A 24742-nucleotide genomic window follows, 5' to 3' on the forward strand; every position below is an offset into this window, starting at 1 on the left:
CGACCCGGGGGCCGGGCGGGGTCAGTCCTGGCCGGCACCGAGCGTGCGCCAGAGGAAGGTGTGCTCCAAGGCGCTGTTGTAGGCGGTCTGTTCGTGGTCGGTGGCCCCGGCATGGCCGCCGGACAGGGTCTCGTGGAGCAGCACCCGGTGGCCGAGCTCGCGCAGTCGCGCGGCGGCCTTGCGGGCGTGCCCGGGGTGGACGCGGTCGTCACGGGTCGAGGTGGTGAGCAGCACCGGCGGGTAGGGCCGGCCGGCGGCGAGCCGGTGGTACGGCGACAGCTCGGCGAGGTGCGGCCGGTCGGCCGGGTCGTCGGGGTCCCCGTACTCGGCGATCCAGCTGGCTCCCGCGAGCAGCGTGTGGAAGCGCAGCATGTCGAGCAGCGGGACGTGCGCCACGATCGCGCCGAAGAGTTCGGGGCTGCGGACCAGCATCGCGCCCATGAGCAGGCCGCCGTTGCTGGCGCCGGTGATGCCGAGGCGTCCGGGGGTGGTGATGCCCCGGTCGACGAGGTCGCGGGCGACGGCCTCGAAGTCCTCGTAGGCGCGGGGCCGGTCGGCCTTGAGGGCGCTGCGGTGCCAGCGGGGGCCGTACTCGCCGCCGCCGCGGATGCCGGCCACCACGTACGTACCGCCGCGGGCGAGCCAGGCGCGGCCGCGCACACTGTCGTACGAGGGCGTGAGGGAGACCTCGAAGCCGCCGTACCCGGTGAGCAGGGTGGGGCCCGGGAGGTCGCTGCCGCCCACGACGGTGTACGGGACGCGGGTGCCGTCGGCGGAGCGGGCGAAGTACTGGCGCGCCGTCAGGCCCGTGGCGTCGAAGCGCTCGGGCGCCTGCTTGATGCGTTCACCGGGCTTCCCGATCTCGCCGCGGTGCAGGGTGGGCGGCTGGAGGTGTCCGGTGAGCGAGAGGAAGTACTCGTCGCCGGTGTCCGGGTCGGTGTCGGTGAGGGCGGCGGAGGTGAGCGGCGGGACGTCGGCGAGCTCGCCGCGCTCCCAGCGGCCGGTGGAAGGGTCGGGCGTGAGGACGTACATCCGGCTGGCGACGTCCTGGAGCGTCTCGACGACCAGGTGGTTGCGGGTCCAGGCGTGGCCCCCGAGGGCGGTGCGCTCGTCGGGGGTGAACAGGACGTCGGGCTCGCGGTGTCCGGCGAGGAAGTCGTCGAACCGGAAGGCGAGCAGGGAGCCGGCGGGCTGCCCGAGCCACGGCGCCTTGGGGGTGACGAGGAGCCAGGAGCGGTGGACGGAGCTGTCGGCGTCGTCGGGGACGTCGATCCGGCGCAGTTCGCCGCCAGGGGTGAGCAGATGGGTGTCGTGGTGCCAGAAGTCGCGGTAGCGGACGACGAAGTCGCGCTCGAAGCCCTCGGTCGGGTCGTGCCAGGCGGAGACGGCGAGGTCGGTCTCGGCGCCCTCGTACACGAGTTCCGCCTCGGCGAGCGGGGTGCCGCGGCGCCAGCGGCGGACGGTGCGCGGATAGCCGGAGGCGGTCAGGGAGCCGGGGCCCTCGTCGGTACCGACGAAGACGTGGTCCTCGTCGATCCAGCCGATGTCGGTCTTCGCCTCGGACAGCCGGAAGCCGTCCGCGACGAAGTCCCGGTCCTCCAGGTCGTATTCCCGCACGACGACGGCGTCGCCGCCGCCCCGCGCGAGGCTGACCAGGGCCCGCCGGAAGGCGGGCCGCAGCACCTGCGCCCCGGCCCAGGTCCAGTCCTCGCCCTCCGCCTCGGCCAGTGCGTCGAGGTCGAGCAGCACGTCCCAGGAGGGTTCGTCGGTGCGGTACTCCTCCAGGGTGGTGCGCCGCCAGACGCCGCGGACGTGCTCGGCGCTCTGCCAGAAGTTGTAGAGGTACGGGCCGCGGCGGGTGGTGTACGGGATCCGGTCGGGCGCGTCGAGCACCTCGCGCAGCTCGGCCACCAGCCCGGTGAACTCCTCGCCGCGCGCGAGTTCGGCCTCTGTCTCGGCGTTGCGCTCCCGCACCCAGGCGAGCGCCCGCTCGCTGTCGACGTCTTCCAGCCACCCATAGGGGTCGGTGTCGCTCACGCCCGGTACTCCTCCTGCTCGCCGTGGTGCCGCGTCGGGTGGTCCACAGGATTCCATCCGGTCCCGTCGCGTCAGCGGCCGGCCTGGTCATGAGCGCATTCCTTCAACGCTCAACAGGTCATGAGTCAACCAAATCGACCAGTCTTTGCACGTTTTCACCCCTTTTGTTCGGTTAGCCGCAGGGGGACCATGACAACGCCAGGAGGGTAAACATGATCGCCCAGGAACAGATCCCGACTGTGCTGGACCATCCCGTCTACGACCCCGAGGGCAAGAAGATCGGCGACGCCAAGCACGTGTTCGTCGACGACGCCACCGGCCGCCCCGAATGGGTCACCGTCAAGACCGGCATGTTCGGCACCAGCGAGTCCTTCGTGCCGATCAAGGACGCGTCCCTGGTCGACGGCCACCTGGAGGTCCCCTACCCCAAGGACCGCGTCAAGGACGCCCCGCACGTGGACGTCGACGGCGGCGGCCACCTCGACGCGAGCGAGGAACAGCGCCTCTACGAGTACTACGGCATCAAGTGGGACGAGGCCTGGCAGCAGGCCAACCAGCCCGGTGAGGGCGGCTGGGCGCACGGCACCGCCGGAGCGGCCGGCACCGCGGGAGCCGCGGGCATGGCCGACCGGGACCGGGGTGGCCTCGCGGGCGAGGACATGGGCATGGAGGCCACGGGCCGCGCGACGGGCGACGACGCGATGACACGCTCCGAGGAGGAGATGCACGTCGGCACCGAACGCGTCGAGACCGGGCACGTCCGACTGCGCAAGTACGTCGTCACCGAAGAGGTGCAGCAGACCGTTCCGGTGCGCCACGAGGAGGTCCGCCTGGAGCGCGAGCCGATCACGGACGCCAACCGCGGAGAGGCCCTTTCCGGGCCCGAGATCTCCGAGGCCGAGCACGAGGTCACCCTGCACGAGGAGCGCCCCGTCGTCGAGACCAGGGCCGTCCCCAAGGAGCGGGTGCGCCTGCGGACGGACGAGGTCACCGACGAGGAGACGGTCACCGGCCAGGTCCGCAAGGAACGCATCGACGTGGAGACCGACGAGACCGGCATGACCCGGGACCGGGACGCGGACGAGGGTCGCGGTATGTGACACCGCCCCGCACCGGGAGCCCCTCACCGGACCCCCACCGGACCCCCACCGGATCGGCCGCGACCGGGAAGGCCACCTCCGCACGAGGTGCCGCCGGTCCGGCCGGTCCGGCCGGGTCAGGCGGTCCGGCCGGTCCAGGCGCCGGACCCGGCGCCCCGCTCCCCAAACGCCGCGCGCCTCCGTGCGCCGGTGGATTCGCTCTCCCAGGTGGATTCGGGTGCCGCGCGCCGCGCCGGCCCTGTCGGCGGCCGTTGAATGTCCCTCATGAGGCTGACGAGGACGCTCTGCGCGGCGGCGGCGCTGCTGGCGGTGACGGCCACGGGACCCGGTGCCCCCGTCGTTCGCGCGAACCCCCCGAAGATTCCCACCGTCTTCCTCGGCGACGCCTCCGTCGCCGGGTGGGGCATCGCGCCCGTCGACCCGGGCGCGCTGCTCTGCGTGCGGGCCCAGGAGAACCTGCCGGACGTCATCGAGGACCAACTGGCCGACCAGGCCATCCTCCTGGACATCACCGCCGACGCGTCCTGCGCGGGCGCCGCCCTCCACCACGTGTGGGAGGAGCAGGACCTGGGCGGCGGCGCGAGCGCCGTACCGCAGAAGCGGGCGCTGACGAAGCAGACGCAGCTGGTCGTGGCCGGGCTCGGGGCCGGGACCGCCGGGCTCGGACAGGTGCTCAAGCAGTGCTCGCAGCGCCTGCGCGGCACCGAGGGCTCCCATCTGCCGGACCTGCCCGTGGACCCCGCCTCACCGGCCGCGAAGTGCGACACGTACTTCGCCTCGGGTGCGGGCGCGGGCTGGCTGGAACGGCGGTTCGAACAGACCGGCAAGGACCTCGACAAGCTGTTCTCCGAGATCGGCAGCGAGTCGCCCTCGGCCAAGGCGGTCCTCGTCGGCTATCCGCGTCTCGTCCCCAAGGACCGCAAGCGGTGCCGCACGGCCCTTCCCGACGGCGCCGGACGGCCGCTCGCCGACGTGCCGGAGTCCGCGTGGGGCTTCCTCGACACCAAGGTGCAGGCCCGGCTCAACTCCCTGATGGCCACCAAGGCCAAGGAGCACAAGGCCCACTTCGTCGACCTCTACGCGACGACCGGCGCGGCCACCGCCTGCGACGGTACGGACCGGGCCGTCGGCGGACTGCTGGAACCCTCCGGAGTGACGCTGCTCCACCAGAAGCTGCCCTGGCTGCTCGCCGCCAACGAGACCGGCCGTGACGGCAACGGCGACACCGTCGCCCAGTCGATCGCGGCGATGTACGGGCGCGGCCCCGCCTGATCCGGGAGATCTCCCTTGAGTGCTTAGTCCTCCGCCGGGTAGCCGGAGTCGTGGGCCCCTCTCGCCGATTCGCGCCCTTTTGCCGGATATCGATGATTTCCGGATGATGGGATCGACCAGTCAGGCCGGGAGGGCCGCCCATGGCCCGTACCGCAGGACAAGGCGTGGAAAGGCGGTCTTTCACCGTGTCTCGACCGAGAATCCTCGTGGTGGGCGCCGGTTTCGCCGGGGTCGCGTGCGTGCGGCGCCTCGAACGGCGGCTGACCGGGCGAGAGGCCGCGATCTCGCTGCTTTCGCCCTTCTCCTACCAGCTCTATCTCCCCCTGCTCCCCCAGGTGGCCTCTGGGGTGCTCACCCCGCAGTCCGTCGCGCTGTCGCTGCGGCGCAGCGAGCGGCACCGGACGCGGATCATCCCCGGCGGCGCGGTCGGCATCGACACGGACGCCAAGGTCTGCGTGGTGCGGTCCATCACCGGGGAGCTGCAGACCGAGCCGTACGACCATCTGGTCCTCGCCCCCGGCAGCGTCACGCGCACCTTCGACATCCCCGGCCTCGCCGAGCACGCCCGCGGCATGAAGACCCTCGCCGAGGCGGTGTACATCCGCGACCACGTGATCGCCCAGCTGGACCTCGCCGACGCGAGCCAGGACGAGGCGGAGCGGGCCGCGCGGCTGCAGTTCGTGGTGGTGGGCGGCGGCTACGCGGGGACCGAGACGGCCGCCTGCCTGCAGATGCTCACCCACAACGCGGTCAAGAGGTATCCGCGCCTCGACCCCCGGCTCATCAAGTGGCACCTGGTGGACATCGCGCCCACGCTGATGCCCGAGCTCGGGCCGAAGCTGGGCTCGGCGGCGCTCGACATCCTGCGGCGGCGCGGGATCGAGGTGTCCCTCGGGGTGTCGGTGGCCTCCGTGGACGAGAAGACGGTGACGCTCACCGACGGCCGGGTGCTGCCCAGCCGGACCCTGATCTGGACGGCCGGGGTCGCGGCCAGTCCGCTGATCGGGACCCTCGGCGCCGAGACGCACCGGGGCCGGCTCGTGGTCGGGCCGGACATGGCGGTGCCGAACCTGCCGGGTGTGTACGCGCTGGGCGACGCGGCCGCGGTGCCGGACCTCGCCAAGGGCGAGGAGGGCGCGGTCTGCCCGCCGACCGCCCAGCACGCCATGCGCCAGGGCAAGGTGATCGCCGACAACCTGGTCGCTACGCTGCGGGGCGAGAAGACCCGTCCTTACGTCCACAAGGACCTCGGGCTGGTGGTGGACCTCGGCGGCCTGGACGGCGTCTCGAAGCCGCTGGGCGTCGAACTCCACGGCATGCCCGCCCAGGCGGTCGCCCGCGCCTACCACTGGGCGGCGCTGCGCACCAACGTGGCGAAGACCCGGGTGATGACGAACTGGCTGCTCAACGCGGTGGCCGGCGACGACTTCGTCCGCACCGGGTTCCTGGCCTCGAAGTCCGGCACGCTGCGGGACTTCGAGTACACGGACGCCTATCTCACCCCGGATCAGGTCCGCACCCACACCGCCTCACTGCGCGCGGCCGCGTCCTGAGGGCCGCCCGGGCCTCGGCGCGCCCACCAGCGGGTACGCCGCCGCGGCGGACAGCTGCACCGCCGCGGCGGCGAGGAGCGCGCCCGGCAGCGAGCGTTCGGCGACAGACCCGCCCACGGCGGCCCCCAGCGCGAACGCGGTGATCTTGACGCTGGCGCCGGTGGTGAACACCTGGGCGCGCAGCCGTTCCGGCGCCTCCCGGTGCCGCATCGCGAACAGGGCGGTGAGCTGGGGCCCTTCGGCGGCGCCGACGAGGAGCGCGGCGGCCACAAGGACGTCGGCCCGGCCGGTCGCGGCCGCGGCGCAGGCCGCCGCGAAGGCCGCCGCCAGCACCAGGGGCGCCACCCACAGGACCGTGTCGGGATCCGGCGCGCGGCGGCGCCGGGCGAGCACCGCTCCCGCGGCGAGGGCCGCGAGGGCGACGCAGCCGAGGAGCAGGACGCCGTCACCGGGCGTCCCGAGGACTCCTGCCCCGAGCAGGGGCACACAGGCGACGAACAGGCCCTGGCCCAGGCTGGACAGTGTGGAGGTGACGGCCGCCCGGGCCAGCGGCACGCAGCGGGTCAAGCAGGCGAAGCCCCGTACGAGATCCGCCGTCACCGCCCGTGGGGTCGGCCGGGCTCCGTCACCCGGACGGCGGGGCAGGCCGCGGGTGGCGGGCACGGCGAGCAGGATCAGCGCGGCGGAGGCCGCGACGGCGGCGGGGGCGCCGAGGTGGCGGCCGAGGAGTCCGGCGAGGGCCGGTCCGAGCAGGCTCGCGGCGCTGAAGGTCATGGCGTCGAGCGCATGGGCCCGGTGCAGCGCTTCCGCGGGTACCGCCGTGGAGAGTTGCGCGGTCCAGCCGCCCGCGAGGGCCGGTGCGAGCGTGCCCGCGGCCAGAGCGAGCAGCAGGGTGAGCGGGAAGGGGACGCGTCCGAGACTCAGCAGCACGGCCGTGAGTCCGGCGGCGTACAGGACGAGCGAGCCGCCGAGCAGCCGGCCGGGGCGTGCCGTGCGGTCCAGGAGCGCGCCGAGGACCGGTCCGCCGACCGCGGCGGCGGCCGTGATGCCGGCGAGCAGGGCGGCGGCCGTCGTCACCGACCCGCCGGCCCCGTAGCCGAGCAGCAGGAGCGCGGGCCCGGACATCTCGTCCCCGGTGCGCGCCGCCGTGGCCCCGGCGAGGAGCCGCCGCGCCCCCGGGACTCCCCGGTCGCGTGGGCCGCGGTGGATGCGCCGGGCTCGCCCGGTTCGCCGGTCGCGCTGCTCTCGTCGGCTTCCCTTGTTCTCCTGGTCGTTCCGCATCGGCGGGACGCTACGCAGGTAACTCAAAGGTCCACAACATGCGTTACATTCGCCGCATGCCCCTCGCCTCGGACGACGGCACCGCACGCCACTCCGTCCTCGCCAACGCCCGGCGCGCCGCCGATCTGGTCAATGTGCTGAGCCGTCCCGACCCGTACCCCTCGCGGCTCGCCGATGTCGCGGCGGTGCTGCGCGCGTACGGCGAGGGCGAGCCGCTCGGTCTGGCCGACGCCGACCTTCCCCACCTGCGGGAGGCGGCCGGCGCGCTGCGTCCCGTGTTCGCCGCGGACGGCACCGACACGGCGGCGCGGACGCTCAACGCGCTGCTCGCCGAACGGACCGGTCCCCTGCGGCTCACCGCCCACGGCGGCCGGGACCCCTGGCACCCCCATGTGGACCGGGACGACGACGCTCCGTGGGCCGAGTGGTTCCTCGCCTCGTCCTGCCTGTCCCTCGCCGTGCTGCTGTGGGACCGGGGCCGCGCTCCCGGCGGGGTGTGCGCGTCGGCCACGTGCGAGGACGTCTTCGTGCCCCAGGGCGGCGGCAAGGACCGCCGTCGTTACTGCTCGCGCCGGTGCGCCACCCGCGAGCGGGTCGCGGCGCACCGGCGGGCCAGGGCGGCCGGGTCGGCTCAGATGTCGATCACGCGGTAGGCGATCGTGTAGACGCCGCCCGAGCCCTCCAGGGAGCGGTACTGGACCTCGGCGCCGACCTCGCTGCCGGTGACGAGGGTCGCGCCGAGCTTGTCGGCGCCGAAGGTGTCCTTGTCCCACAGGGTGAGGGTGCGGGCCTGCTCGCGGCCGAGGATCAGCGCGTTGTTGCCGTTGCCGTCGGTCATCGAGCGGACGTAGCCGGCGCCCATCGTCTGGTACGTGATGCCGTTGCCGGGCCACACCTTCACCTGGTTGCCGTTGGCGTCGGTGATGTTGAGGTAGGCCTCGTCGTGGTTGCCTTCGCTGTTCTTGTGGCAGGTCAGCTCCAGGAGCTCGATCTTCACGTAGTCGATCGGCTCGGCCTGGGCGGTGCCGGCGAAGACGCCGAGGCTGCCGAGTCCGAGCAGCGCGGCGGCGGCCGTACGGACGGCGGTGCGGCTCTTGCTCATGGTGAATCCCCCATGTTCATGACGTCACGTCAGGCGACGTCCGGTGTGGTGTCCCCGCCGTTCCGGCGGGGCCTTCGGTGCCGTTCCCCTCGGCACGTCCCTTACTGTGCCCGCCCCGCCGGGGCCCGTTCTACGCGCGTTCCGCTGGACGGAACAGCGTGCCGCGGGTCACACGGGAAGGCCCCGGGCGAGTCCGCGGGCCAGCGCTCCGGCGGCCTCGGCGACCGCGTCGGCCAGCGGTTCGAGGCGCCGCCCCGCGCGGACCATCGCGGCGAGCGCGGCCACCGTCCGGCCGTCCGGCGACCGTACGGGCAGGGCCGCGCAGCACACTCCCGCCCTCACGTCCTCCCGGTCCAGCACCGCGCCCGCGCCCCGCGGCCCGCGCAGCGCCAGGCCCGCCGCCGTGTCGAGGCGGAAGGCGGTCCCGTCGCGCAGCGGCAGCACGGACTCCAGCTCGCCGGGCACCGAGCTCACCGTCAGCGCCTGGTCCTCCCGCATCACCACGAGCAGCACGCTCGCCCCGGTCGCGGCCCGCAGCCGGTGCAGCGGCAGCCGGGCGGCGGCGCGCAGTCCCGGGTACGGCTCCCAGGCGAGGCCCAGCCGGTAGAGCTGCGGGCCCACCCGGTAGCGCCGGTCGCGGCGCTCGACGGCGCCGACGGCCACGAGCTGGTCGAGGAGCCGGTGCGCGGTGCCCTTGGGCACCCCGCAGGCCTGGGCGAGTTCGGTGACGCCCGCCGCGTCGTCGCCGTGTCTTCGCAAGGCCTCCAGGAGCGCGAAGGCGCCTTCGAGGACGCCCCTGCCCCGGCTCGCCGCGCACGTGTCTCCCGCCGTCTTCGTCGTCGGCATGTCCCGTATCCCCCTGGACTCCTCCCGCCCGGCCGTCGTCCCCCGATGGCGCGGCCCTGGACGCAGGGGACACCTTGCGGCAGAACGGACGTACCGGCCAAGCCTTTCGCACGGCGTGGCGCCGTCCCGGGGCGGCGTCACCGGCGCCGTCCCGGAGCGGCATCACCGGCGCCGCCCCGCCCGCCGTTCAGCCGGCGAGGACCTCGGCCGGCCCCATGACGACGACGGGCTCGCGGGCCGGGTCCAGGGCGCGCAGCAGTTCCGTCATGTTCTCGCGCGGCAGGGAGACACAGGCCTGGGTGGGGCCGCCGTGGTCGACGTGGATCCAGACGCCGCCGCCCCTCTCCGGGCCGAGCGGGCGCTCCTTGTTGAGCGGGGTGGTGCCCGGGACGCGGTTGTAGTCGATGGCGACGACGTAGTCGAAGGAACCCTCCAGGGGTTCGCCGAGGAATCCCGTGCCGGAGAGGGCGAACTCCTCGTCCTGGTCGTACGGGACGCGCGCCCCGGGGTCGGGGAGCCGTCCGCCCGCGTCGCCGATGCGGAAGACGCCAATGGGCGAGCGCAGGTCGCCGGCCACGTGGTTCTCGGTCCAGCCGCGCAGGGCGTTGTGGCCGGTCCAGGGCCCGGCCGTGCGCCGCCACCGGCCGGCCGGGTCCCGTTCGTACAGCGCGGCGACGGCCACGTCCGCGTCGACGCCCTCGCCGCTCACGACGAGGGCCTGGGTGGTGCCGCCGGGGATGCGGGCCTGGGTGCGGGGGCCGACGCCGGGGATGCGCGCGGGGGCGCGGTGGGGGCCGGCGCGTCCCTCCTGCGGTCGTGCCGCCGGCGTGGCGGACGCCTTCGCGGGTGCCTTGGCGGGTGCCGTGGCCGGCGGCGGGGCCGGGCTGCATCCGGCAAGCACCAGGACCGCGGCCAAGGCGCAGGTCAGCACCGTTGCGGTGCCCTCGCGGACGGGCATGCGGACGGGCATGGGGTGGGCCACCTCCGAGGTTCGCGGCAATGCGGCCATCCGTACCCGGTCCGCGCGCGTGCCTGTCGCCCCGGCCGGGTCCCCTCACCCGTCCGGGCCCATGACGACGGTCGGGGACGGGGGCGCGGGGGCTCGGGGGCTCGGTGGCGCGGTGGCGCGGTGGCGCAAAGAAGTTGACGGGCCGTGGGGTGCGGCGATCTCCTGCTCGGGTGAACGACTCGCCCCCACGGCCCCTTCGCATCGAACGGATCGACCCCGCCGACCCGGTCGCCGCCCCCGCGCTCCTCGCGGACTGGCGGCTGGTCCACAACGCGGTGATCCCCACGGCCCCGCTCTCCGCCGACGAGGTGCGCGAGCGCGCGGGCCGCAACCGGCTCGACGTGGCCTACGCGGACGGCACCGTCGTCGGCTGCTCCACCGTCCGCCCGCCGGACGAGGAGACTCCCGCCGCCACGGTCATCTCCCGTGTCCTGCCCGGGTGTCGCGGCCGTGGCTACGGGACGGCGTTGTACGAGCGCGCTCTGGCGCACGCCAGGTCGCTGAGCGCCGCGGGCGTGGAGACCGTGGTCCTGGCGAGCAACACGGAGGGGCTGCGGTTCGCGCAGGCCCGCGGCTTCGTCGAGGTCGAGCGGTATGTGCTGCCGGGCGACACCGTGCCGTTCGTGGCGCTGCGCCTCGACGAGGGAGCGGCGGCGGGCGCCACGGCGACTCCATAACGGAAATCCGTTGGACAGGGCACCGCCGGGGTGGAGGACGATCGCGGCATGATCGACAGAATCGAGCACACCTCCGCCCGGTGAGCGCCCCGCACGAGCGCGTCGCGCTCACCTCTCGGCCCTCCCTGTACGCCTTCGTCCTCGACCGGCTCGCCGCCGAAGGGGAGGGCAGACCGCCTTCCGACGGGTATCCGCCTCCTGAGGAGCCGTCACTGCCCCGGGAAGGACCCGTTCTGCGCGGCAGGAAGGCCGCCGCTGCCGTGCGGACGGCCCTCGGTCCGCTCCTGACCGGTCCCGACACCCCGGTCACGGCCGAGGCGATCGACCGCTGCGTCGCCGGACTCCCGGTCCGTACGGGCCCCCTGGTCGGCATCGCCCTGTCCCTCCCGCTCGACGACGCGACCGCGGCCCGTGCGTCGGCCCTCCGACTGGTCCGCACGGGCACGACGGTCCGTACCGTGAGCGTCGGCCTGGCGCTCCTGCGGCGGCTCGGTGAGCCCGAGGACGTGCCGACCCTGAAAGCGCTGTCGCGTGTACGGGGCCTGACGGGGCTCGCGGTGACGGCCCTGGAGCGGCTCGACCCGCAGGTCGCCGCGCTGCGCTGGCTGGACGACCGGTCCGTCCGGCCCGCCCTGCGTCCGCTGGTGGACGCCCTGCTGTACGGCACGGCGCGGGACGCCCGAGGTCTGCTGCTCCGGCAGCCGCTGGACGCGCGTACCGTCGGCCCGTCGACGGCACGGCGGCTCGCCGAGGCCGTCGGACTCGGCGCACTGCTGCGCCGCCGGCCAATCGATCCCCGGCTGCTCGCGCAGGCGGGGCGGTTGCTGGTGCGGATGGCGACTCCACGCGACCACCAGGCGGAGATCCTCTGCTACGGCGAGGCGGTGGAGGTCTGCGAGCTCGTCGTCCGGCGTGCCTGCGCGCTGCGGCCGACCCTGGACCACGCCGCCGTGCTCCTCTCGCTCGCCGTCGACCTGCACAGCGGACCGACGCGTCTGCTGCCCTGGCGGGAGGGACAGCGCGAGCAACTGCTCGACGCGCTCGGCGCGCTGCTCTCCTCGCCCGCGTGGGAGGAGGTGTACGCGGAGGGGGGCGCGGCACCCGGTGCGGACGCTCCGCCCGCCGTGCGGCGCAGGGCGGCATGGCTGCGGTACGCCTCCGCGCGCGTCCTCCGGGCGCCCGAGCCGCCGGGCCGGCTGCGGATCGAGCCCCTCTCGCGGGACCCCGCCGAAGGAGAGCAGGTGGAGGCCCGCATCCTCCTCGACGGGCGGCCGCTCGTGCCCGAGGTCTTCGGGCGCGGCGCCGGCAACGCGCCCGAGTATCTGCTGGACGGCGGCCTGCTCGTCGCGGCCGAGGAGCCCCGCGAGGTCCAGCTCGCCTCGGCGTGGTGCCACGAGGAATGCTGCGGCGCCCTGCGGGTGACCGTGGTCCGCGAGGGTGACGAGGTCGTGTGGCGCGACTGGCGGCTGCCGCCCCGGCTTCCCTCCGGCGAACCGGCCCCCGACCTGCCCGCGTACCGCTTCGATGCCGCCGCCTACGACGCGGAGCTCGCCCGGGCGACCGGCGACGACGGCTGGTCGTGGCCGGCCCGGACGACCGGGCGGCTGATCCAAGCGGGCCTGCTCGCCCGCCCGGAGCTCCTGGCCCGCTGGGACTGCGTGCTCGTGAAGGCCAGTGCGGACCACCGAGAGCCGGACACGACGGTGGTGTGGTTCCACTACCGGCCCGGGACCTTCGAGGGCGAGGTGGCGGAGCGGGGGCCGTGGCTCTCCTTCGTCTGGCGCCTGCCCGACGACGGCACTCCCCCGGCCCTGCGGGCGGCGGCCGCACTGCGCCGGATCGAGCAGGAGGATCCGCGGGCGTACGCCGAGTGCACGGCGGGCAGTCGCTGAGCCCCCGCACCGGCTCCGTACCGCCGGGGCGCCGGGGTGGTCGAGACGGCCGGGACGGTCACCGTACTGACGATCCGTCAGGTCTACACCGTCCCGGCTCTGGGAACCTCACGGCCCCGGCGCTACCCTCCGCGCATGATTCCGACCGTGGTGTGGGGGACCGGAAATGTCGGGCGCGCGGCCATCCGGGCCGTCAACGCCCACCCGACGCTCGAACTCTCGGCCGTCCTCGTCGCGAACCCGGCCAAGGTCGGCCGGGACGCGGGCGAGCTCGCCGGCCTCGGGCGCCGGCTCGGGGTCGCGGCGCGGGACGATGTGGCGGCGGTGCTCGCGCGGCGGCCGGGCGCCGTGGTGTACGCGGCGTCCGGGGACCTGCGCCCCGCCGAGGCGCTCGCCGACGTGGTGCGGGCGGTACGGGCCGGGGCGGTGGTCGTGACGCCCGCGCTGTACCCGCTGTACGACCAGCGCGGCGCACCGCCGGAGTTCCGGGAGCCGGTCCTGGCGGCGGTGCGGGAGGGCGGCGGCTCCCTCTTCGCCTCGGGGGTCGACCCGGGCTGGGGCAACGACGTGCTGCCGCTGCTCGTGAGCGGGCTCGGCAGCACGGTGGAGGCGATCCGCTGCCAGGAGATCTTCGACTACTCGACGTACGAGCAGGAGGAGTCGGTCCGCGTCCTCGTCGGCATGGGGCAGCCCATGACGTACGAGCCGCCGATGCTGCTGCCGTCGGTGCCGACGGCGGTGTGGGGCGGTCAGCTGCGGCTGATGGCCCGGGCGCTCGGCGTCGAGCTCGACGGGATCCGCGAGACGCTGGTGCGGCGCCCGCTGGAGACGACGGTGCGGACCCGGACGATGGGCGAGTTCGCGGCCGGCACCCAGGGCGCGGTCCGCTTCGAGGTGCAGGGTGTCGTCGACGGCGAGCCGCTGCTGGTGATCGAGCACGTGACCCGCATCCATCCGGACTGCGCCCCGGACTGGCCGGTGCCGCCGAACGGCTCGGGGGCGCACCGGGTGATCGTGGAGGGCCGGCCGCGGATCGAGGTCACGGTCGAGGCGACGGACGAGGGCGAGAACCGCTCCGCGGGCGGCAACGCGACCGCCGTGGGCCGTCTCGTGGGAGCGATCGACTGGCTCGTGGCGGCGGAGCCGGGACTCTACGACGCGCTGGACGTGCCGTTGCGTCCGGCGGTGGGGAAGCTGGGAAGGAGACCGCGGTGATCATCGACATTCCCGAGGGCCAGGAGCCGATCGGTTACGTGTGGGGCGACATGGTGCCCGGGATCGGCAGGGCGGCGGCGGACTTCTCGCTGTCGGTGTACTCCCACACGACGCTCGGGCTGCGCGAGTTCGAGGCGGCGCGGCTGCGGATCGCCCAGGTCAACGGGTGCCGGTTCTGTCTGGACTGGCGGACGGACCGGGACGGGGAGAAGGTCGAGGAAGGGTTCGCGGACGCGGTGCTCGCCTGGCGGACGACGGAGTCCTTCGACGAGCGGACCCGGCTCGCGGCGGAGTACGCGGAGCGGTACGCGCTGGACCACCACAACCTGGACGAGGAGTTCTGGGCGCGGATGACGGCGGCGTACAGCCAGGTGGAGATCGTGGAGCTGACGATGAGCCTGGGTTCGTGGCTGGCGTTCGGGCGGCTCAACCGGGTGCTGGGGCTCGACACGGTGTGCGCGCTGCCGACGCACTGAGGCGACGCCCGGGAGCGACGCACCGAGGCGACGCACGGGATCGACGCACCGAGGCGGTCGTGACGGGGCCGCCGGGATGTCCGGCCGGCCCCGTCGGCCCGTACCGCCGCCGCCGTCACAGGTCGGTGGCGATGATGTGCTCGATGTTGCGTTCGGCGAGGGCCGTGATGGTGACGAACGGGTTCACGGTGGTGTTGCCCGGGATGAGGGCGCCGTCGATGACGTAGAGGCCGTCGTAGCCGTGCAGCCGGCCGTGGTTGTCGGTCGCGCGGCCGAGGACCGCGCCGCCGAGCGGGTGGTACGTGAGATGGTCGCCCCAGATCCTGTGACCGCCGAAGAGGTCGGTGCGGTAGATCGTGCCCTCCTTGGCGTTGATCCTGTCGAAGATGGTCCTCGCCGCGTCGATGGAGGCCTGTTTCCAGGCGCGGTCCCAGGTGAGGTCGACGTTTCCGGTGGCGGGGTTCCAACGGAACTCGGCCCGGTGCGGGGTCTTGGTGATGGAGAGGTAGAAGGAGGCGTAGGTCTCGATGCCGGTGGGCAGCGGGGCGACCTCGGCGAAGGCGCCGCCCGCGTCCCAGTTGTCGATGCCGGCGGTGGGCATGGCCGACTGGAGTTTTCCGGTCGCGTCCCACATGTGGTTGGCGCGGCCGCACATGACGTTGCCGTTGTCGCCCCAGCCCTTGCCGATCTGGTCGCTGAGAGCGGGGAGCGCGCCGGTGGCCTTGAGGCGGGTGAGGAGCTTGCTGGTGCCGACACTGCCGGCGGCGAAGAAGACCCGGTCGGCCGTGACGGTCTTGGTCTCGGCGGTGACGCCGGTGGTGTCGAGCCGCTCCATGGTGACGGTGTAGCCGCCGCCCGGGGCCGGGTGGACGGCGGTGACCTTGTGGAGCGGGGAGACGGCGAGGCGGCCGGTCGCGGCGGCACGGGCGAGATAGGTCTTCGGGAGGGTCTTCTTGCCGTGGTTGTTGCCGTAGATGACCTCGCCCTCCAGGGCGGACCTGGGCACGCTGCCGGCGGCCTCCCGCTTCATGTAGTCCCAGTCGTAGACGTTGGGGACGAAGACGAAGGGGAAACCGGACCGTTCGGCGTGCCTGCGGCCGACCCGGGCGTACTGATAGCAGTCGGCGGCCTCCCACCAGGCCGGGTCGACGGAGGTGACGCCGAGTCCCGCGTGGGCGCGCGGGTAGTAGGTGCCGTACATCTCGGCGGGGTCGACGGTCGGGAGGATGGCGGGGAAGAGCTCGCGGCGGGGCGTGACGGCCATGCCGCCGTTGACGAGGGAACCGCCGCCGACGCCCCGGCCCTGGTAGACGGTGATGCCGGCGAAGTCCTCGGCGTCCAGGATGCCGGTGTAGCGGGGGACGTCCTTGTCGAGCGGGAAGCCGAGGAAGTTGCTCAGCGGCTGCCTGGTGCGGGTGCGCAGCCAGAAGGAGCGGTGGTCGGGTCTCGTGGTGTTGGCGAAGACCTTCCCGTCGGATCCGGGGGTGTCCCACGCCATGCCCATCTCGACCATGTGGACGTCGATGCCGGCGAGGGCGAGCCGGCAGGCTGCGACGGAGCCGCCGTATCCGGTGCCGACGACGAGGACGGGGACGTGGGCGCCGGGGGCGATCGGAGCCGTGAGCGCGGCGGTGACGTCGGCGCGGCCGGTGGCGTGAGTTGCGGCAGTGGGGGTTCCGGCGAGCGCGAGACCGCCCAGAAGAGAACCGGTTCCCGTGACGAACCGACGGCGGGTCAGACCGCGGGAAGCCGAGGCCGAAAGGGATCTGTCAGGCATGTGATGTTCCTCACTCCACGAGGGAACGGGAACATGTTCTACTGGCGCGTTCGTGGGAAGTCACGCGAAACCGCCGGGTAACTTACGGCTGGAACCAGCCGATGCGGTCACACCGGAGAAGGTGACCGGAGAGCGCGGTCAGAGCGGTGGCCAGGGGGCGGTCAGAGGGCGCGGGACTCAGCCGGTGGCCGTCAGACCGGCCACCAGGACGGCCGCGAGTGCGGCCCACGCCACGGCTCCGGGACCGGCCGTGCGCCAGCCGACGGCGGCGAGGAGGAGTCCCACGAGGAGACCGGCGGTGAGGGCACGCCGGTCGCGGATGAAGGACAGGGCGCGGCGCGCGGCGCCGGGGGCGCGCCGTTCGCGCAGGGCGAGGCGGCAGACGAGCAGGGCCGCCGCGACGGCCGCCGTCAGGGCCAGGATCATGCCGCACCGCCTCTCCCCACCGCCGTGCCCGGGATCCGTTCGCCGACCTGGCCCGGTCCACCGCGGTCCGGACCCGGGTCCGTGCCCGGGGTCCGTTCCCGGACCGGACCCGATCCACCGCGGTCCGTCCTCTGCGGACAGTGTCCCCGGGTACGGCGGCGGACGCGCGTCAGGCGGCCAGGAACGCCTCGATGGCCTCGGCGAGGTCCTTCGGGGTCTCCTCTGGCGCGTGGTGCCCGGCGTCGGGCAGGACCGTGAGCCGGGCGTTGGGGTACCAGCGCAGCCAGGTCGCCTCCATCGTCTCCGCGCCGAGCGCCGGATCGTGGGCGCCGACGACGAGGAGGACGGGCGCGGGATTGTCGCGGACCCGCTCGTGGAAGTCGGTGCGGGACCAGGAGTCCAGGTAGGCGCGGAAGGCGGTGGCCGAGGAGCGCCGCAGCGAGCGGTCCACGAGGCCGGAGAGCCAGGCGTCGCCGTGGCGTCCGCCGGTGGTGTTGTCGATGATGGCCCGGCGGTTGGCCGGGTTCTCGGCGGCTCCGGCGAAGAGTTCCCAGGTCTCCGCGTCGAGGGGGAAGCCGGCCGCGGACACCGGCGAGATGCCGATGATCGAGCGCACCCGCCCGGGCGCGTCGAGCAGCATCAGCTGGGCCGCCTTGCCGCCCATGGAGTGGCCGACCACACAGAAGTCGTCCCAGCCGAGGTCGTCGGCGACGGCGAGGGCGTCCGCCGCGACCTCCTCCATGGTGTACGCGCCGTCGGCGTCCATCGCCTCGCCGTAACCGCGGCAGTCGAGGAAGGCGTAGGACCCGGTGTCCTTGTCGAGGTGTTCCCGCAGCGCCGCGAAGCTGGTGCGGTCGCCGAACCAGTTGTGCAGTACCAGGGCGCGGTGCGGACCGCTGCCCTCCACGTCGTACGGAAGAACCCGGCCCGTCATCAAGCCCCCTGGTCGCGAGGTGGTGGGTGGACCGCGCACGGGGCGCGGCAGCCGACGACCGAGTCTCGCGAGCGGCGCTGAGCGGGGTCAATGCCTCCGAGGGGTGGTTCACCTGTGCGCACGCGCGCGCATTCGGGATGCGTGGCCCTTCCGGGCGGGAGCATGCTGGCTGTGTGACCTCGTACGGCGCGGCAGGCCCCGCCCCGTCGGCCTCGTCCGGGCGCCGGCGGGGTGCCGGTGCCGACGTGCCGCCGGGGGACGTGCCGACGGCGGACGCGCTGCCGGTGGTGCTCGCGGAGTCCGTGCTGCGGGCGGTCGAGGCGGCCGGCGGTTACGCGGGCGGAATCTACCTGCGCTCCGGTACGCCGGGGCTGCTGCGGCTCGCCGTGCTCGCGGGCCTGCCCTCCTCCCTGTTCCGTCCCTGGTGGCGGATGCACGAGAACCGGCCCTTCCCGGTGGCGGAGGCCCACCGGTCGGGGCAGCCGGTGCACCTCGGGGACGTCGAGGAGGCCATGCGGCTCTTTCCCCAGCTCGTGGCGAGCCTGCCCTTCCCCTTCGCCTCCCTGTACACGCCCGTGGTCCGCGGCCGCGAGCGCTACGGCGTGCTTGTGGTGCTGCGGACGCCGACGCCGGGGATACCGGTCGACGCCCGGGACCGCGGCCGCATGCTGGCGGAGGCCCGCCGGCTGGGCGTCGCCCTCGACGACCTGGCCGCGCACGGGACGAGGGTGGAGTGGCCGGCCGAGCCGGTCGCCGTGCAGCTGCCCGTGCGGACCGGTCCCCCCGTGCGGATCGGCTATTTCGACTGGAACCTGGACACCGGCACCGTCACGGCCGACGCCGGTCTGCGGGCGATCCTCGGGGAGGACGCGCCGTCCCCGTGGACCGTCGAGGCGCTGACCGCCCGGCTCGTGCCCGAGGACACCTACGCCCTGTGGGCGCTGGCCCGGCAGGCGGCGGGCTCGGGCGGCCCGGCCGCGCGCAGGATCAGGCTGAAGGGGCCGGACGGCGGCCTGCACCTGCTCGAGGTGACGGCCCGCCCGGTCGCGCACGGGCAGAACGGGAACGTGCTGACCGGCTCCCTGGTCGACCTCGGCACCGGTCTCCTCGGCTCCGACGCCACCGACCGGCTGCCCCGCGCGATCCTGGCCATCGACCGGCTCGGGCGGATCACGTACGTCAACGCGCGTTCGGAGTCGCTGCTCGGCCTGCCGCGCGACACACTGGCCGGACGGCCCCTGTGGGAGGCCCTGCCCTGGTTCACCCACCCCTATCACGAGGAACAGTTGCGCGGGGCGCTGCTGTCCGACGAGCCGATCCACTTCCTGGCCCATCCGGGGCACGGCGCGTGGCTGTCGGTGTCCCTGTATCCGGGGCAGGACGGGGTGACCCTGGTGCTCGTCCCGGAGGACGACCCGGCGGGCCGGCCGCCCGGCGCCGGGAGCGTGACGCGGGCCGACGAGGCCGACGGGCTGTCCTCGCCGGAGGGCAGGGCCGCGGCGCTGTACCGTCCGGTGGCCCTCGCCATCGCCCTGTCGGAGGCGGTGACGGCGCGCCAGGTGTCGGCGGTGGTCACCGAGGAGCTGCTGCCGGCCTTCGGCGGCCGGCAGCTGGCGATCTATCTGCTGAGCGAACGGCATCTGTACCTGGCGTGGGAGACGGGTTTCCCGCCGGGCTTCCTGGAGCCCTTCGACGGGGTCGGCCTGGACGCGCGGCTGCCCGGTGTGGAGACGCTGACGTCGGGCCGGCCGTTGTTCTTCGAGTCGATGGACCAGCTCGGCGCCGCGTATCCGGGGCTGCCGCTGGACGCGCACAGGGGGGCGCGGGCGTTCCTGCCGCTGATCGCCTCGGGCCGGCCGGTGGGCTCGTGCATCCTCGGTTTCGACGGGCCGCGCGGCTTCACCCCGGAGGAGCGCACGGTGCTCACCGCGCTCGCGGGCCTGATCGCCCAGGCGCTGGAGCGGGCGCAGCGCTACGACTCCGAGTCGGCGCTCGCCCGGGGGCTGCAGGACGCGCTGCTCCCCCACCGGCTGCCGGTGCACGAGGGTGTGGAGACGGTCGGCCGCTATCTGCCGGGCACCCAGGGCATGGACGTGGGCGGCGACTGGTACGACGTGATCGAGACGGACCACGGCCGGCTGGCCCTCGTCATCGGGGACGTGCAGGGGCACGGGGTGGCCGCGGCGGCGACCATGGGCCAGCTGCGCAGCGCGGTGCGGGCCTTCGCGCTGGGCGGGCACGCGCCCGAGGAGGTGGTGCGGGGCACCAACCGGCTGCTGATCGACCTGGATCCGGGGCAGTTCGCGAGCTGCTGCTATGTCGTCCTCGATCCGGAGACGGGTGTGGCGTGGGCGGCGCGGGCCGGCCATCCGCAGCCGCTGCTGCGCAGGACGGACGGCTCGACCGTCGGGGTGGACCTCGCGGGCGGGGTGGTGCTCGGGGTGGACGCCGGCGCCACGTATCCGGTGACCCGGCTGCGGCTCGGGCCGGGCGAGGTGCTCGCCCTGTTCACGGACGGTCTGGTGGAACGGCCCGGCACGGACATCGACGAGGGCGTCGAGCGGCTGCGCCGCGCCCTGGCCGCCACCGGCTCGGCGCCGCTGCCGGAGACCGCCGACCGGCTGATCCGCGAGGCCCGTCAGTCGACGGACCGGCCGGACGACATCGCGCTCCTCCTGGCGGCCCGGTGGGGGACGCGCGGGCACCGGGCGTGACGCAGGGCGGGGTGGCGTCACCCGGGTGGGTGTGCGGCGCTGGTCGTGGGGGCGGCGCGCGGGGAGGCTGGTCGCACCGGGGGAAGACTGGCAGGCCGTCCGAGGAGGACATGTGCAGCAGGACAAGCAGCCGGACTACGGGCCCGTGGTGTTCCGCGACCGGTCGGCCGGGTTCGCGTTTCTGACCCGGTCCACGGCGAGCAGTGACCAGACCATCGAGTGGGACGACGGCAACACCTATCCGGTGGTGGACGTCGAGATCTCCTCGGAGAGCCACCCGTTCTACACGGGCAAGGCGCGGACGGTCGACAGCGAGGGCCGGATCGCGAAGTTCGAGCGGCGCTACGGCGAGGGCGGGGGTTCGTAGCGGGGGGGCGTTGTCAGTGGTGCCTCGTAGGGTGATCGGGACCGGTGGGGAGCCGGTCTCACGGGGTGTCACGGGAGGCGAGCGGTCGTGCGGGAGCTGTTTCTGGCGGAGGCGCGGGGGTGTGTCCGGTGGATCGATCTGCCGGGCGGGGCGACGGGGCCCGCGCGGGTGTACGTGCACGGTCTGGGCTGCACCGGTGCGTCCGACTTCGCGCACGTCGCGGTGCGTCCGGAGCTCGCCGGACGGCGTTCGCTCCTCGTCGACCTGCTGGGCTTCGGTCTGAGCGACCGGCCGCGCTCCTTCGACTACCGCATGGAGTCGCAGGCTGCGGCGGTGGCCCGGATCCTCGATCACGAGGGGTTGTCCGGGGTCGAGCTGGTCGGGCATTCGATGGGCGGGGCGGTCGCGATCCATCTGGCCGCCTCGCGGCCGGACCTGGTGGACCGTCTGGTGGTGGCCGAGCCCAATCTGTACGCGGGCGGAGGCGCGTTCTCCTCTCCCGTCGCCGCCCAGGACGAGGATTCCTTCGTACGGGAGGGCTTCGCTGCCATGGTCGCCGGTCAGGACCGCGCGGACTACGCGGCGCGGCTGCGGCTCGCCGATCCGCTGGCCGTGCACCGCAGCGCGGTGGCGCTGGTGGAGGGTTCGGTCCCGGCTGCGGCGGAGCTGTTGTTCGCCCTCCAGCGGCCGCGGGCCTTCCTGGTGGGCGAGTTCAGCCTCCCGGACGCCGACGCCGAGAAGGTGGCGGCCCAGGGCATACCGGTGTTCGAGGTCCCGGCCGCCGGGCACAACATGACGATCGACAACCCGGACGGCTTCGCCCGGGCCCTCGCCCGCGCCCTGGCCTGAGCCGGGCCCCGGCCGTGCCGCCGCCCCCGGGCCGGTGGTGCGGCCGGGGGCGGAGGGCGGTGTTCGGCGCGGGCCGTACGGGCGGATCAGGCCTCGACGACGCCGGACTTGGCGACGCGGATGTCGGCCTTGGTGCGGCCGGAGGGGGAGCCCAGCTTCTCGATCCGGTCGACGACGTCCTGGCCCTTGACGACCTCGCCGAAGACGACGTGCTTGCCGTCGAGCCAGCTGGTGACGATGGTGGTGATGAAGAACTGGGAGCCGTTGGTGTTGCGGCCCGCGTTCGCCATCGAGAGCAGGTACGGGCGGTCGTGCTTCAGCTGGAAGTTCTCGTCCTCGAACTTCTCGCCGTAGATGCTCTTGCCGCCGGTGCCGTTCTCGTTGGTGAAGTCACCGCCCTGGAGCATGAACTCCGGGATGACGCGGTGGAACGGGGAGCCGGCGTAGCCGAAGCCGTTCTGGCCGGTGGCGAGCTCGCGGAAGTTGCGGGCGGTCTTCGGGACGACGTCGTCGAAGAGCTTGAACTCGATCCGGCCGGCCTCTGCGCCGTCGATGGTGATGTCGAAGTAGACGTTGCTGTTGCTCATGGGGACATCCTGTCATTCCCCGCGGACCGCTCGCACACGGGCGTGCCCCGCACGCCTGGGGAGGGGGCCGTACGGGGCACGGGCGGGGAGCGGAGGGTCAGAGGAGTCCGCCGGCCTGCGGGGCCTGGAGGCCGCCACCGGCGCCCTCGACGGTCTCGCCCACGAGGGAGCCGACGCCCTGGTCCTCCTGGAGGAGGCCGGTGACTCCGCCGGCGGGGCCGCCGGACTCGGCGGCGGAGGCGTCCTGGGGCGGGCTGACGAGGGCGGTGACGACGCCTGCGGCGAGGGAGGCGATGGCGAGCATGCTGCGCTTCTTCATGCCCTGGTCAACTACCGAGGGGCCGCGAGGTTACGGCGTCGGCGGCACCGATTCCGTCCCCTCACCCGGCGCATGATGAAGCGGCTCCGGAATTTCCCATAAGGGAGCATTTCGGGCGGAACCATCCGGTCGAGGCGGATGTCTCTCCCAGTGACACCCCTGTCCCCATCACAGAACGAGTCCGGGGGACGCCATGTTCCATCGCCAGACCCTCGCGGCCGCGGCCGCGGGCATCCTTCTCACCGCCGGGATCGGCGCCACGGTCCCCGCGGGCGCCACGGCCACTGCCTCCCGTACGACGACCGCCCCGGCCATGGCCCAGGTCGTCGACGTCCGGTGGGGCGGCCACTCCACCTTCGACCGGCTCGTGATCGACGTCCGGGGCACGATGCCCCCGGTGAGCGTCGAGCCGGTGAAGGAGCTGCGCTACGACGGCTCGGGCAACAAGGTGCCGCTCGCCGGGAAGTACTTCCTGGAGATCCGGCTCTCCCCCGCCGTGGCCCACAACGAGGCCGGCAAGTCCGTCTACCAGGGACCCCGGCTGCTCAAGATCCACCTTCCCGCGCTCAAGGGCGTCGCCCTCACCGGCGACTTCGAGGGCGTGGTCACCGTCGGAGCCGCCTTCGCCACCAAGCCCGTCTACAAGACCTTCGTCCTGCACCAGCCCGAGCGCTTCGTGCTCGATGTCGCCCGTCCCGCGCCCGTCTGCCGCGGGTGATCCGTCCGCCCACGGGGCGGTGACCGTCCTCGCGGCGGCCACCGCCCCGTCAGTGCGGGCCGGTGGCCGGCGGCCCGGCTTCCCAGGGTGCGCGGTCGAGCCGGCGCAGGACGAGTCGTTCGTGGACGAGCCGCCCGACCAGGGCGGCGCCGTAGACGACGAAGCCGACACCGACGAGCCAGGACTGCAGGACGAGGACGGTGCCGAACTGGCCGTAGGTGACGGCGTTGGAGGCGATGAGCGGGGAGAAGACGAACTGGGAGAAGATCCGCAGGCCGAGCAGCCCGACGGCGGTGAGCAGCGAGCCGGGCAGCAGGGCGCGCCAGCGGATGCGGCCGCAGAGCAGGAAGCGTTGCGACCACCAGAAGAACAGGAAGGTGCCGGTGACGTCGCCGAGCGCGACGAGGACGGTGAGGCCGGGCGACAAGCGCCCGGGGGCGGTCGTGGCGACGAAGAGCAGGAGGGCCGCGACGAGGACGGCGAGCCAGACGACGTGCCGCCACATGGTGTGCCAGCGCGCGGTGGGCAGGTCCCAGACGCGCTCGTAGCCGGTCTGCACGGCCGACCCGAAGGTGACGCCGAAGGCGGCGAGCGCGGCGAGACCGAAGGCGGTCGTGCGCTGCAGGGCCTGTCCCGGCTTCCCGAAGAGCTGCTCGACCTCCTCCTGGGAGACCTGGGAGACGCCGAGGCCCTGCACGAGCCAGCGGGCGAAGCCCTGGCCGCTGGCGAGGTCGGCGGCGGCGACCACGATGAGGAGGGGCACGAGGGTGAGCAGGCTGAGGGCGGCGAACCCCATGGCGCGGTGCATGAGTTCCATCTCGCGCCCCCGGTTCCAGGTGAGTCCGACCGGTGAGGACATGAGGCGCGTGTGGAGCCGGTGGAACCAGTGTCCGTGCTCGGCGGGGGCACCGTCGTGCGGCGCACCGGAAGTGGGGGGCATGCCTCGTCGAGTACCCGCCGGTGGGCCGATTGCGTCCGGCGTGCGGCCGAACGGGTGCGGGGGCGGGCCGCGTCAGTGCGCGCGGGGCCTGGCACCGGGGCCCGGGCGGACGGTGACCTCGTACGGGGTCAGGGTCGTGTGGTCCTCGCCGCCGCAGACGACCTCGACCCGGACCGGGGCGCCGCAGTGCTCGTGGCGGATGTCGAGCGGGGTGCCGGCCGGATCCGCGGCGTGCGTGTCGCCCCACTGCTTGAGGGCGAGGAGGACGGGCCAGAGGTCGCGGCCCTTGGGGGTGAGGCGGTACTGCGAGCGGGTGCGGGCGCCGGGTTCGCGATAGGGCTCGACGCACAGGACGCCGGCGGCGACGAGTTTGCGCAGCCGGTCGGCGAGGACGGCCTCGGAGAGTCCGAGGTGGCGCCGGAAGTCGTCGTAGCGGCGCACCCCGTTGAAGGCGTCCCGCAGGATCAGCAGGGACCACTTCTCGCCCACCACGTCGAGCGTGCGGCGGACCGGGCAGTTCTCGGTGTCCGTCTCCAGGTACTGCGTCAGCTGCATCGTCCCACTGTAGCCAGCTGACTTCGGCGTTGACAGTCAGCCGACGAGCCCTCTAGCTTCGATCTTCGAAGTCAGATCGAGGGGCGCGGGCCCCGG

At 73.9% G+C, this 24742-nt stretch carries 24 protein-coding genes; 12 read left to right on the forward strand and 12 right to left on the reverse strand.

Annotation, left to right across the window (positions count from 1 at the left end; all coding sequences use genetic code 11):
* Nucleotides 1–21: 21 nt before the first annotated feature.
* Nucleotides 22–2094, reverse strand: coding sequence for a prolyl oligopeptidase family serine peptidase (locus ABTZ91_RS22700; RefSeq protein WP_352079019.1), 2073 nt, complete (start codon nucleotides 2092–2094; stop codon nucleotides 22–24).
* Between the two features lie 155 nt (nucleotides 2095–2249).
* Between ABTZ91_RS22700 and ABTZ91_RS22705 the strand changes: the two genes are divergently transcribed.
* From ABTZ91_RS22705 to ABTZ91_RS22715, 3 genes are all read left to right on the forward strand, one after another.
* Nucleotides 2250–3137 carry a PRC and DUF2382 domain-containing protein gene (locus ABTZ91_RS22705; RefSeq protein ID WP_352079020.1) on the forward strand — a complete coding sequence of 296 codons (888 nt, stop codon included), beginning with the start codon at nucleotides 2250–2252 and terminating at the stop codon, nucleotides 3135–3137.
* A 264-nt stretch (nucleotides 3138–3401) separates the two neighbouring features.
* Nucleotides 3402–4409: an SGNH/GDSL hydrolase family protein gene (locus ABTZ91_RS22710; protein ID WP_352079021.1), complete on the forward strand. Its 1008-nt coding sequence runs from the start codon at nucleotides 3402–3404 to the stop codon at nucleotides 4407–4409.
* A gap of 185 nt (nucleotides 4410–4594) precedes the next feature.
* A complete protein-coding gene (locus ABTZ91_RS22715; RefSeq protein ID WP_352079022.1) occupies nucleotides 4595–5962 on the forward strand; it encodes an NAD(P)/FAD-dependent oxidoreductase in 1368 nt (455 codons plus the stop codon).
* On the opposite strand, the gene ABTZ91_RS22720 is transcribed toward ABTZ91_RS22715, so the two are convergent.
* The gene (locus ABTZ91_RS22720) at nucleotides 5939–7243 is read right to left on the reverse strand and encodes an MFS transporter (RefSeq protein WP_352079023.1); all 1305 of its coding nucleotides are present in this window, start codon (nucleotides 7241–7243) and stop codon (nucleotides 5939–5941) included. The genes ABTZ91_RS22715 and ABTZ91_RS22720 overlap by 24 nt on opposite strands.
* 56 nt (nucleotides 7244–7299) lie before the next feature.
* Here ABTZ91_RS22720 and ABTZ91_RS22725 point away from each other — a divergent pair, with 56 nt between their 5' ends.
* Nucleotides 7300–7896, forward strand: coding sequence for a CGNR zinc finger domain-containing protein (locus tag ABTZ91_RS22725; protein ID WP_352079024.1), 597 nt, complete (start codon nucleotides 7300–7302; stop codon nucleotides 7894–7896).
* On the opposite strand, the gene ABTZ91_RS22730 is transcribed toward ABTZ91_RS22725, so the two are convergent.
* The 3 genes from ABTZ91_RS22730 to ABTZ91_RS22740 form a co-directional block, all read right to left on the reverse strand.
* Nucleotides 7875–8345, reverse strand: coding sequence for a hypothetical protein (locus ABTZ91_RS22730; protein ID WP_352079025.1), 471 nt, complete (start codon nucleotides 8343–8345; stop codon nucleotides 7875–7877). The genes ABTZ91_RS22725 and ABTZ91_RS22730 overlap by 22 nt on opposite strands.
* A 168-nt stretch (nucleotides 8346–8513) precedes the next feature.
* The gene (locus ABTZ91_RS22735) at nucleotides 8514–9191 is read right to left on the reverse strand and encodes a helix-turn-helix domain-containing protein (protein ID WP_352079026.1); all 678 of its coding nucleotides are present in this window, start codon (nucleotides 9189–9191) and stop codon (nucleotides 8514–8516) included.
* A 187-nt stretch (nucleotides 9192–9378) separates the two neighbouring features.
* The gene (locus ABTZ91_RS22740) at nucleotides 9379–10149 is read right to left on the reverse strand and encodes a hypothetical protein (protein WP_352079117.1); all 771 of its coding nucleotides are present in this window, start codon (nucleotides 10147–10149) and stop codon (nucleotides 9379–9381) included.
* A gap of 251 nt (nucleotides 10150–10400) precedes the next feature.
* Between ABTZ91_RS22740 and ABTZ91_RS22745 the strand changes: the two genes are divergently transcribed.
* From ABTZ91_RS22745 to ABTZ91_RS22760, 4 genes are all read left to right on the forward strand, one after another.
* On the forward strand, nucleotides 10401–10877 hold the full coding sequence (locus tag ABTZ91_RS22745; RefSeq protein WP_352079118.1) for a GNAT family N-acetyltransferase: 477 nt from the start codon (nucleotides 10401–10403) through the stop codon (nucleotides 10875–10877).
* Nucleotides 10878–10957: 80 nt separating this feature from the next.
* Nucleotides 10958–12769 carry a hypothetical protein gene (locus ABTZ91_RS22750; RefSeq protein ID WP_352079027.1) on the forward strand — a complete coding sequence of 604 codons (1812 nt, stop codon included), beginning with the start codon at nucleotides 10958–10960 and terminating at the stop codon, nucleotides 12767–12769.
* A gap of 135 nt (nucleotides 12770–12904) precedes the next feature.
* Nucleotides 12905–13984 (forward strand): dihydrodipicolinate reductase, encoded by a 1080-nt coding sequence (locus ABTZ91_RS22755; RefSeq protein ID WP_352079028.1) that lies wholly within the window; start codon nucleotides 12905–12907, stop codon nucleotides 13982–13984.
* Entirely contained in the window at nucleotides 13981–14460 is a 480-nt protein-coding gene (locus tag ABTZ91_RS22760) for a carboxymuconolactone decarboxylase family protein (RefSeq protein WP_352079029.1), read from the forward strand. Before ABTZ91_RS22755 ends, ABTZ91_RS22760 begins: the two co-directional genes overlap by 4 nt.
* A 115-nt stretch (nucleotides 14461–14575) precedes the next feature.
* On the opposite strand, the gene ABTZ91_RS22765 is transcribed toward ABTZ91_RS22760, so the two are convergent.
* The 3 genes from ABTZ91_RS22765 to ABTZ91_RS22775 form a co-directional block, all read right to left on the reverse strand.
* Entirely contained in the window at nucleotides 14576–16237 is a 1662-nt protein-coding gene (locus ABTZ91_RS22765) for a GMC oxidoreductase (protein WP_352079030.1), read from the reverse strand.
* Nucleotides 16238–16414: 177 nt separating this feature from the next.
* Nucleotides 16415–16663: a hypothetical protein gene (locus ABTZ91_RS22770; protein ID WP_352079031.1), complete on the reverse strand. Its 249-nt coding sequence runs from the start codon at nucleotides 16661–16663 to the stop codon at nucleotides 16415–16417.
* Between the two features lie 169 nt (nucleotides 16664–16832).
* Nucleotides 16833–17597, reverse strand: a complete 765-nt coding sequence (locus ABTZ91_RS22775) for an alpha/beta hydrolase (RefSeq protein WP_352079032.1) — start codon at nucleotides 17595–17597, stop codon at nucleotides 16833–16835.
* A 173-nt stretch (nucleotides 17598–17770) separates the two neighbouring features.
* Here ABTZ91_RS22775 and ABTZ91_RS22780 point away from each other — a divergent pair, with 173 nt between their 5' ends.
* The 3 genes from ABTZ91_RS22780 (at nucleotide 17771) to ABTZ91_RS22790 (ending at nucleotide 21527) form a co-directional block, all read left to right on the forward strand.
* A complete protein-coding gene (locus ABTZ91_RS22780; RefSeq protein ID WP_407078008.1) occupies nucleotides 17771–20311 on the forward strand; it encodes a SpoIIE family protein phosphatase in 2541 nt (846 codons plus the stop codon).
* Between the two features lie 112 nt (nucleotides 20312–20423).
* Entirely contained in the window at nucleotides 20424–20678 is a 255-nt protein-coding gene (locus ABTZ91_RS22785; RefSeq protein ID WP_352079034.1) for a type B 50S ribosomal protein L31, read from the forward strand.
* A gap of 87 nt (nucleotides 20679–20765) precedes the next feature.
* Nucleotides 20766–21527 (forward strand): alpha/beta fold hydrolase, encoded by a 762-nt coding sequence (locus ABTZ91_RS22790; protein ID WP_352079035.1) that lies wholly within the window; start codon nucleotides 20766–20768, stop codon nucleotides 21525–21527.
* Nucleotides 21528–21613: 86 nt separating this feature from the next.
* On the opposite strand, the gene ABTZ91_RS22795 is transcribed toward ABTZ91_RS22790, so the two are convergent.
* The gene (locus ABTZ91_RS22795) at nucleotides 21614–22114 is read right to left on the reverse strand and encodes a peptidylprolyl isomerase (protein WP_352079036.1); all 501 of its coding nucleotides are present in this window, start codon (nucleotides 22112–22114) and stop codon (nucleotides 21614–21616) included.
* Nucleotides 22115–22211: 97 nt separating this feature from the next.
* Nucleotides 22212–22433, reverse strand: a complete 222-nt coding sequence (locus ABTZ91_RS22800; protein WP_352079037.1) for a hypothetical protein — start codon at nucleotides 22431–22433, stop codon at nucleotides 22212–22214.
* Nucleotides 22434–22626: 193 nt separating this feature from the next.
* Here ABTZ91_RS22800 and ABTZ91_RS22805 point away from each other — a divergent pair, with 193 nt between their 5' ends.
* The gene (locus tag ABTZ91_RS22805) at nucleotides 22627–23151 is read left to right on the forward strand and encodes a hypothetical protein (protein WP_352079038.1); all 525 of its coding nucleotides are present in this window, start codon (nucleotides 22627–22629) and stop codon (nucleotides 23149–23151) included.
* A gap of 49 nt (nucleotides 23152–23200) precedes the next feature.
* Here ABTZ91_RS22805 and ABTZ91_RS22810 read toward each other — a convergent pair whose 3' ends face one another.
* The gene (locus ABTZ91_RS22810) at nucleotides 23201–24091 is read right to left on the reverse strand and encodes a YhjD/YihY/BrkB family envelope integrity protein (RefSeq protein WP_352079039.1); all 891 of its coding nucleotides are present in this window, start codon (nucleotides 24089–24091) and stop codon (nucleotides 23201–23203) included.
* Between the two features lie 72 nt (nucleotides 24092–24163).
* Nucleotides 24164–24646, reverse strand: a complete 483-nt coding sequence (locus tag ABTZ91_RS22815) for a helix-turn-helix domain-containing protein (protein ID WP_352079040.1) — start codon at nucleotides 24644–24646, stop codon at nucleotides 24164–24166.
* Nucleotides 24647–24742 lie beyond the last annotated feature (96 nt).

The sequence above is a fragment of the Streptomyces sp. NPDC126499 genome (assembly GCF_040302485.1).
In the GTDB taxonomy this organism is placed as follows: domain Bacteria; phylum Actinomycetota; class Actinomycetes; order Streptomycetales; family Streptomycetaceae; genus Streptomyces.

Bases quoted from the DNA above. Each gene is read 5' to 3' on its own strand.
- ABTZ91_RS22700 (WP_352079019.1), bottom strand. From the start codon at position 2,094: ATGGAATCCTGTGGACCACCCGACGCGGCACCACGGCGAGCAGGAGGA.
- ABTZ91_RS22705 (WP_352079020.1), top strand. From the start codon at position 2,250: ATGATCGCCCAGGAACAGATCCCGACTGTGCTGGACCATCCCGTCTAC.
- ABTZ91_RS22710 (WP_352079021.1), top strand. From the start codon at position 3,402: ATGAGGCTGACGAGGACGCTCTGCGCGGCGGCGGCGCTGCTGGCGGTG.
- ABTZ91_RS22720 (WP_352079023.1), bottom strand. From the start codon at position 7,243: ATGCGGAACGACCAGGAGAACAAGGGAAGCCGACGAGAGCAGCGCGAC.
- ABTZ91_RS22725 (WP_352079024.1), top strand. From the start codon at position 7,300: ATGCCCCTCGCCTCGGACGACGGCACCGCACGCCACTCCGTCCTCGCC.
- ABTZ91_RS22730 (WP_352079025.1), bottom strand. From the start codon at position 8,345: ATGAGCAAGAGCCGCACCGCCGTCCGTACGGCCGCCGCCGCGCTGCTC.
- ABTZ91_RS22735 (WP_352079026.1), bottom strand. From the start codon at position 9,191: ATGCCGACGACGAAGACGGCGGGAGACACGTGCGCGGCGAGCCGGGGC.
- ABTZ91_RS22740 (WP_352079117.1), bottom strand. From the start codon at position 10,149: ATGCCCGTCCGCGAGGGCACCGCAACGGTGCTGACCTGCGCCTTGGCC.
- ABTZ91_RS22755 (WP_352079028.1), top strand. From the start codon at position 12,905: ATGATTCCGACCGTGGTGTGGGGGACCGGAAATGTCGGGCGCGCGGCC.
- ABTZ91_RS22765 (WP_352079030.1), bottom strand. From the start codon at position 16,237: ATGCCTGACAGATCCCTTTCGGCCTCGGCTTCCCGCGGTCTGACCCGC.
- ABTZ91_RS22770 (WP_352079031.1), bottom strand. From the start codon at position 16,663: ATGATCCTGGCCCTGACGGCGGCCGTCGCGGCGGCCCTGCTCGTCTGC.
- ABTZ91_RS22775 (WP_352079032.1), bottom strand. From the start codon at position 17,597: ATGACGGGCCGGGTTCTTCCGTACGACGTGGAGGGCAGCGGTCCGCAC.
- ABTZ91_RS22795 (WP_352079036.1), bottom strand. From the start codon at position 22,114: ATGAGCAACAGCAACGTCTACTTCGACATCACCATCGACGGCGCAGAG.
- ABTZ91_RS22800 (WP_352079037.1), bottom strand. From the start codon at position 22,433: ATGAAGAAGCGCAGCATGCTCGCCATCGCCTCCCTCGCCGCAGGCGTC.
- ABTZ91_RS22805 (WP_352079038.1), top strand. From the start codon at position 22,627: ATGTTCCATCGCCAGACCCTCGCGGCCGCGGCCGCGGGCATCCTTCTC.
- ABTZ91_RS22810 (WP_352079039.1), bottom strand. From the start codon at position 24,091: ATGCCCCCCACTTCCGGTGCGCCGCACGACGGTGCCCCCGCCGAGCAC.
- ABTZ91_RS22815 (WP_352079040.1), bottom strand. From the start codon at position 24,646: ATGCAGCTGACGCAGTACCTGGAGACGGACACCGAGAACTGCCCGGTC.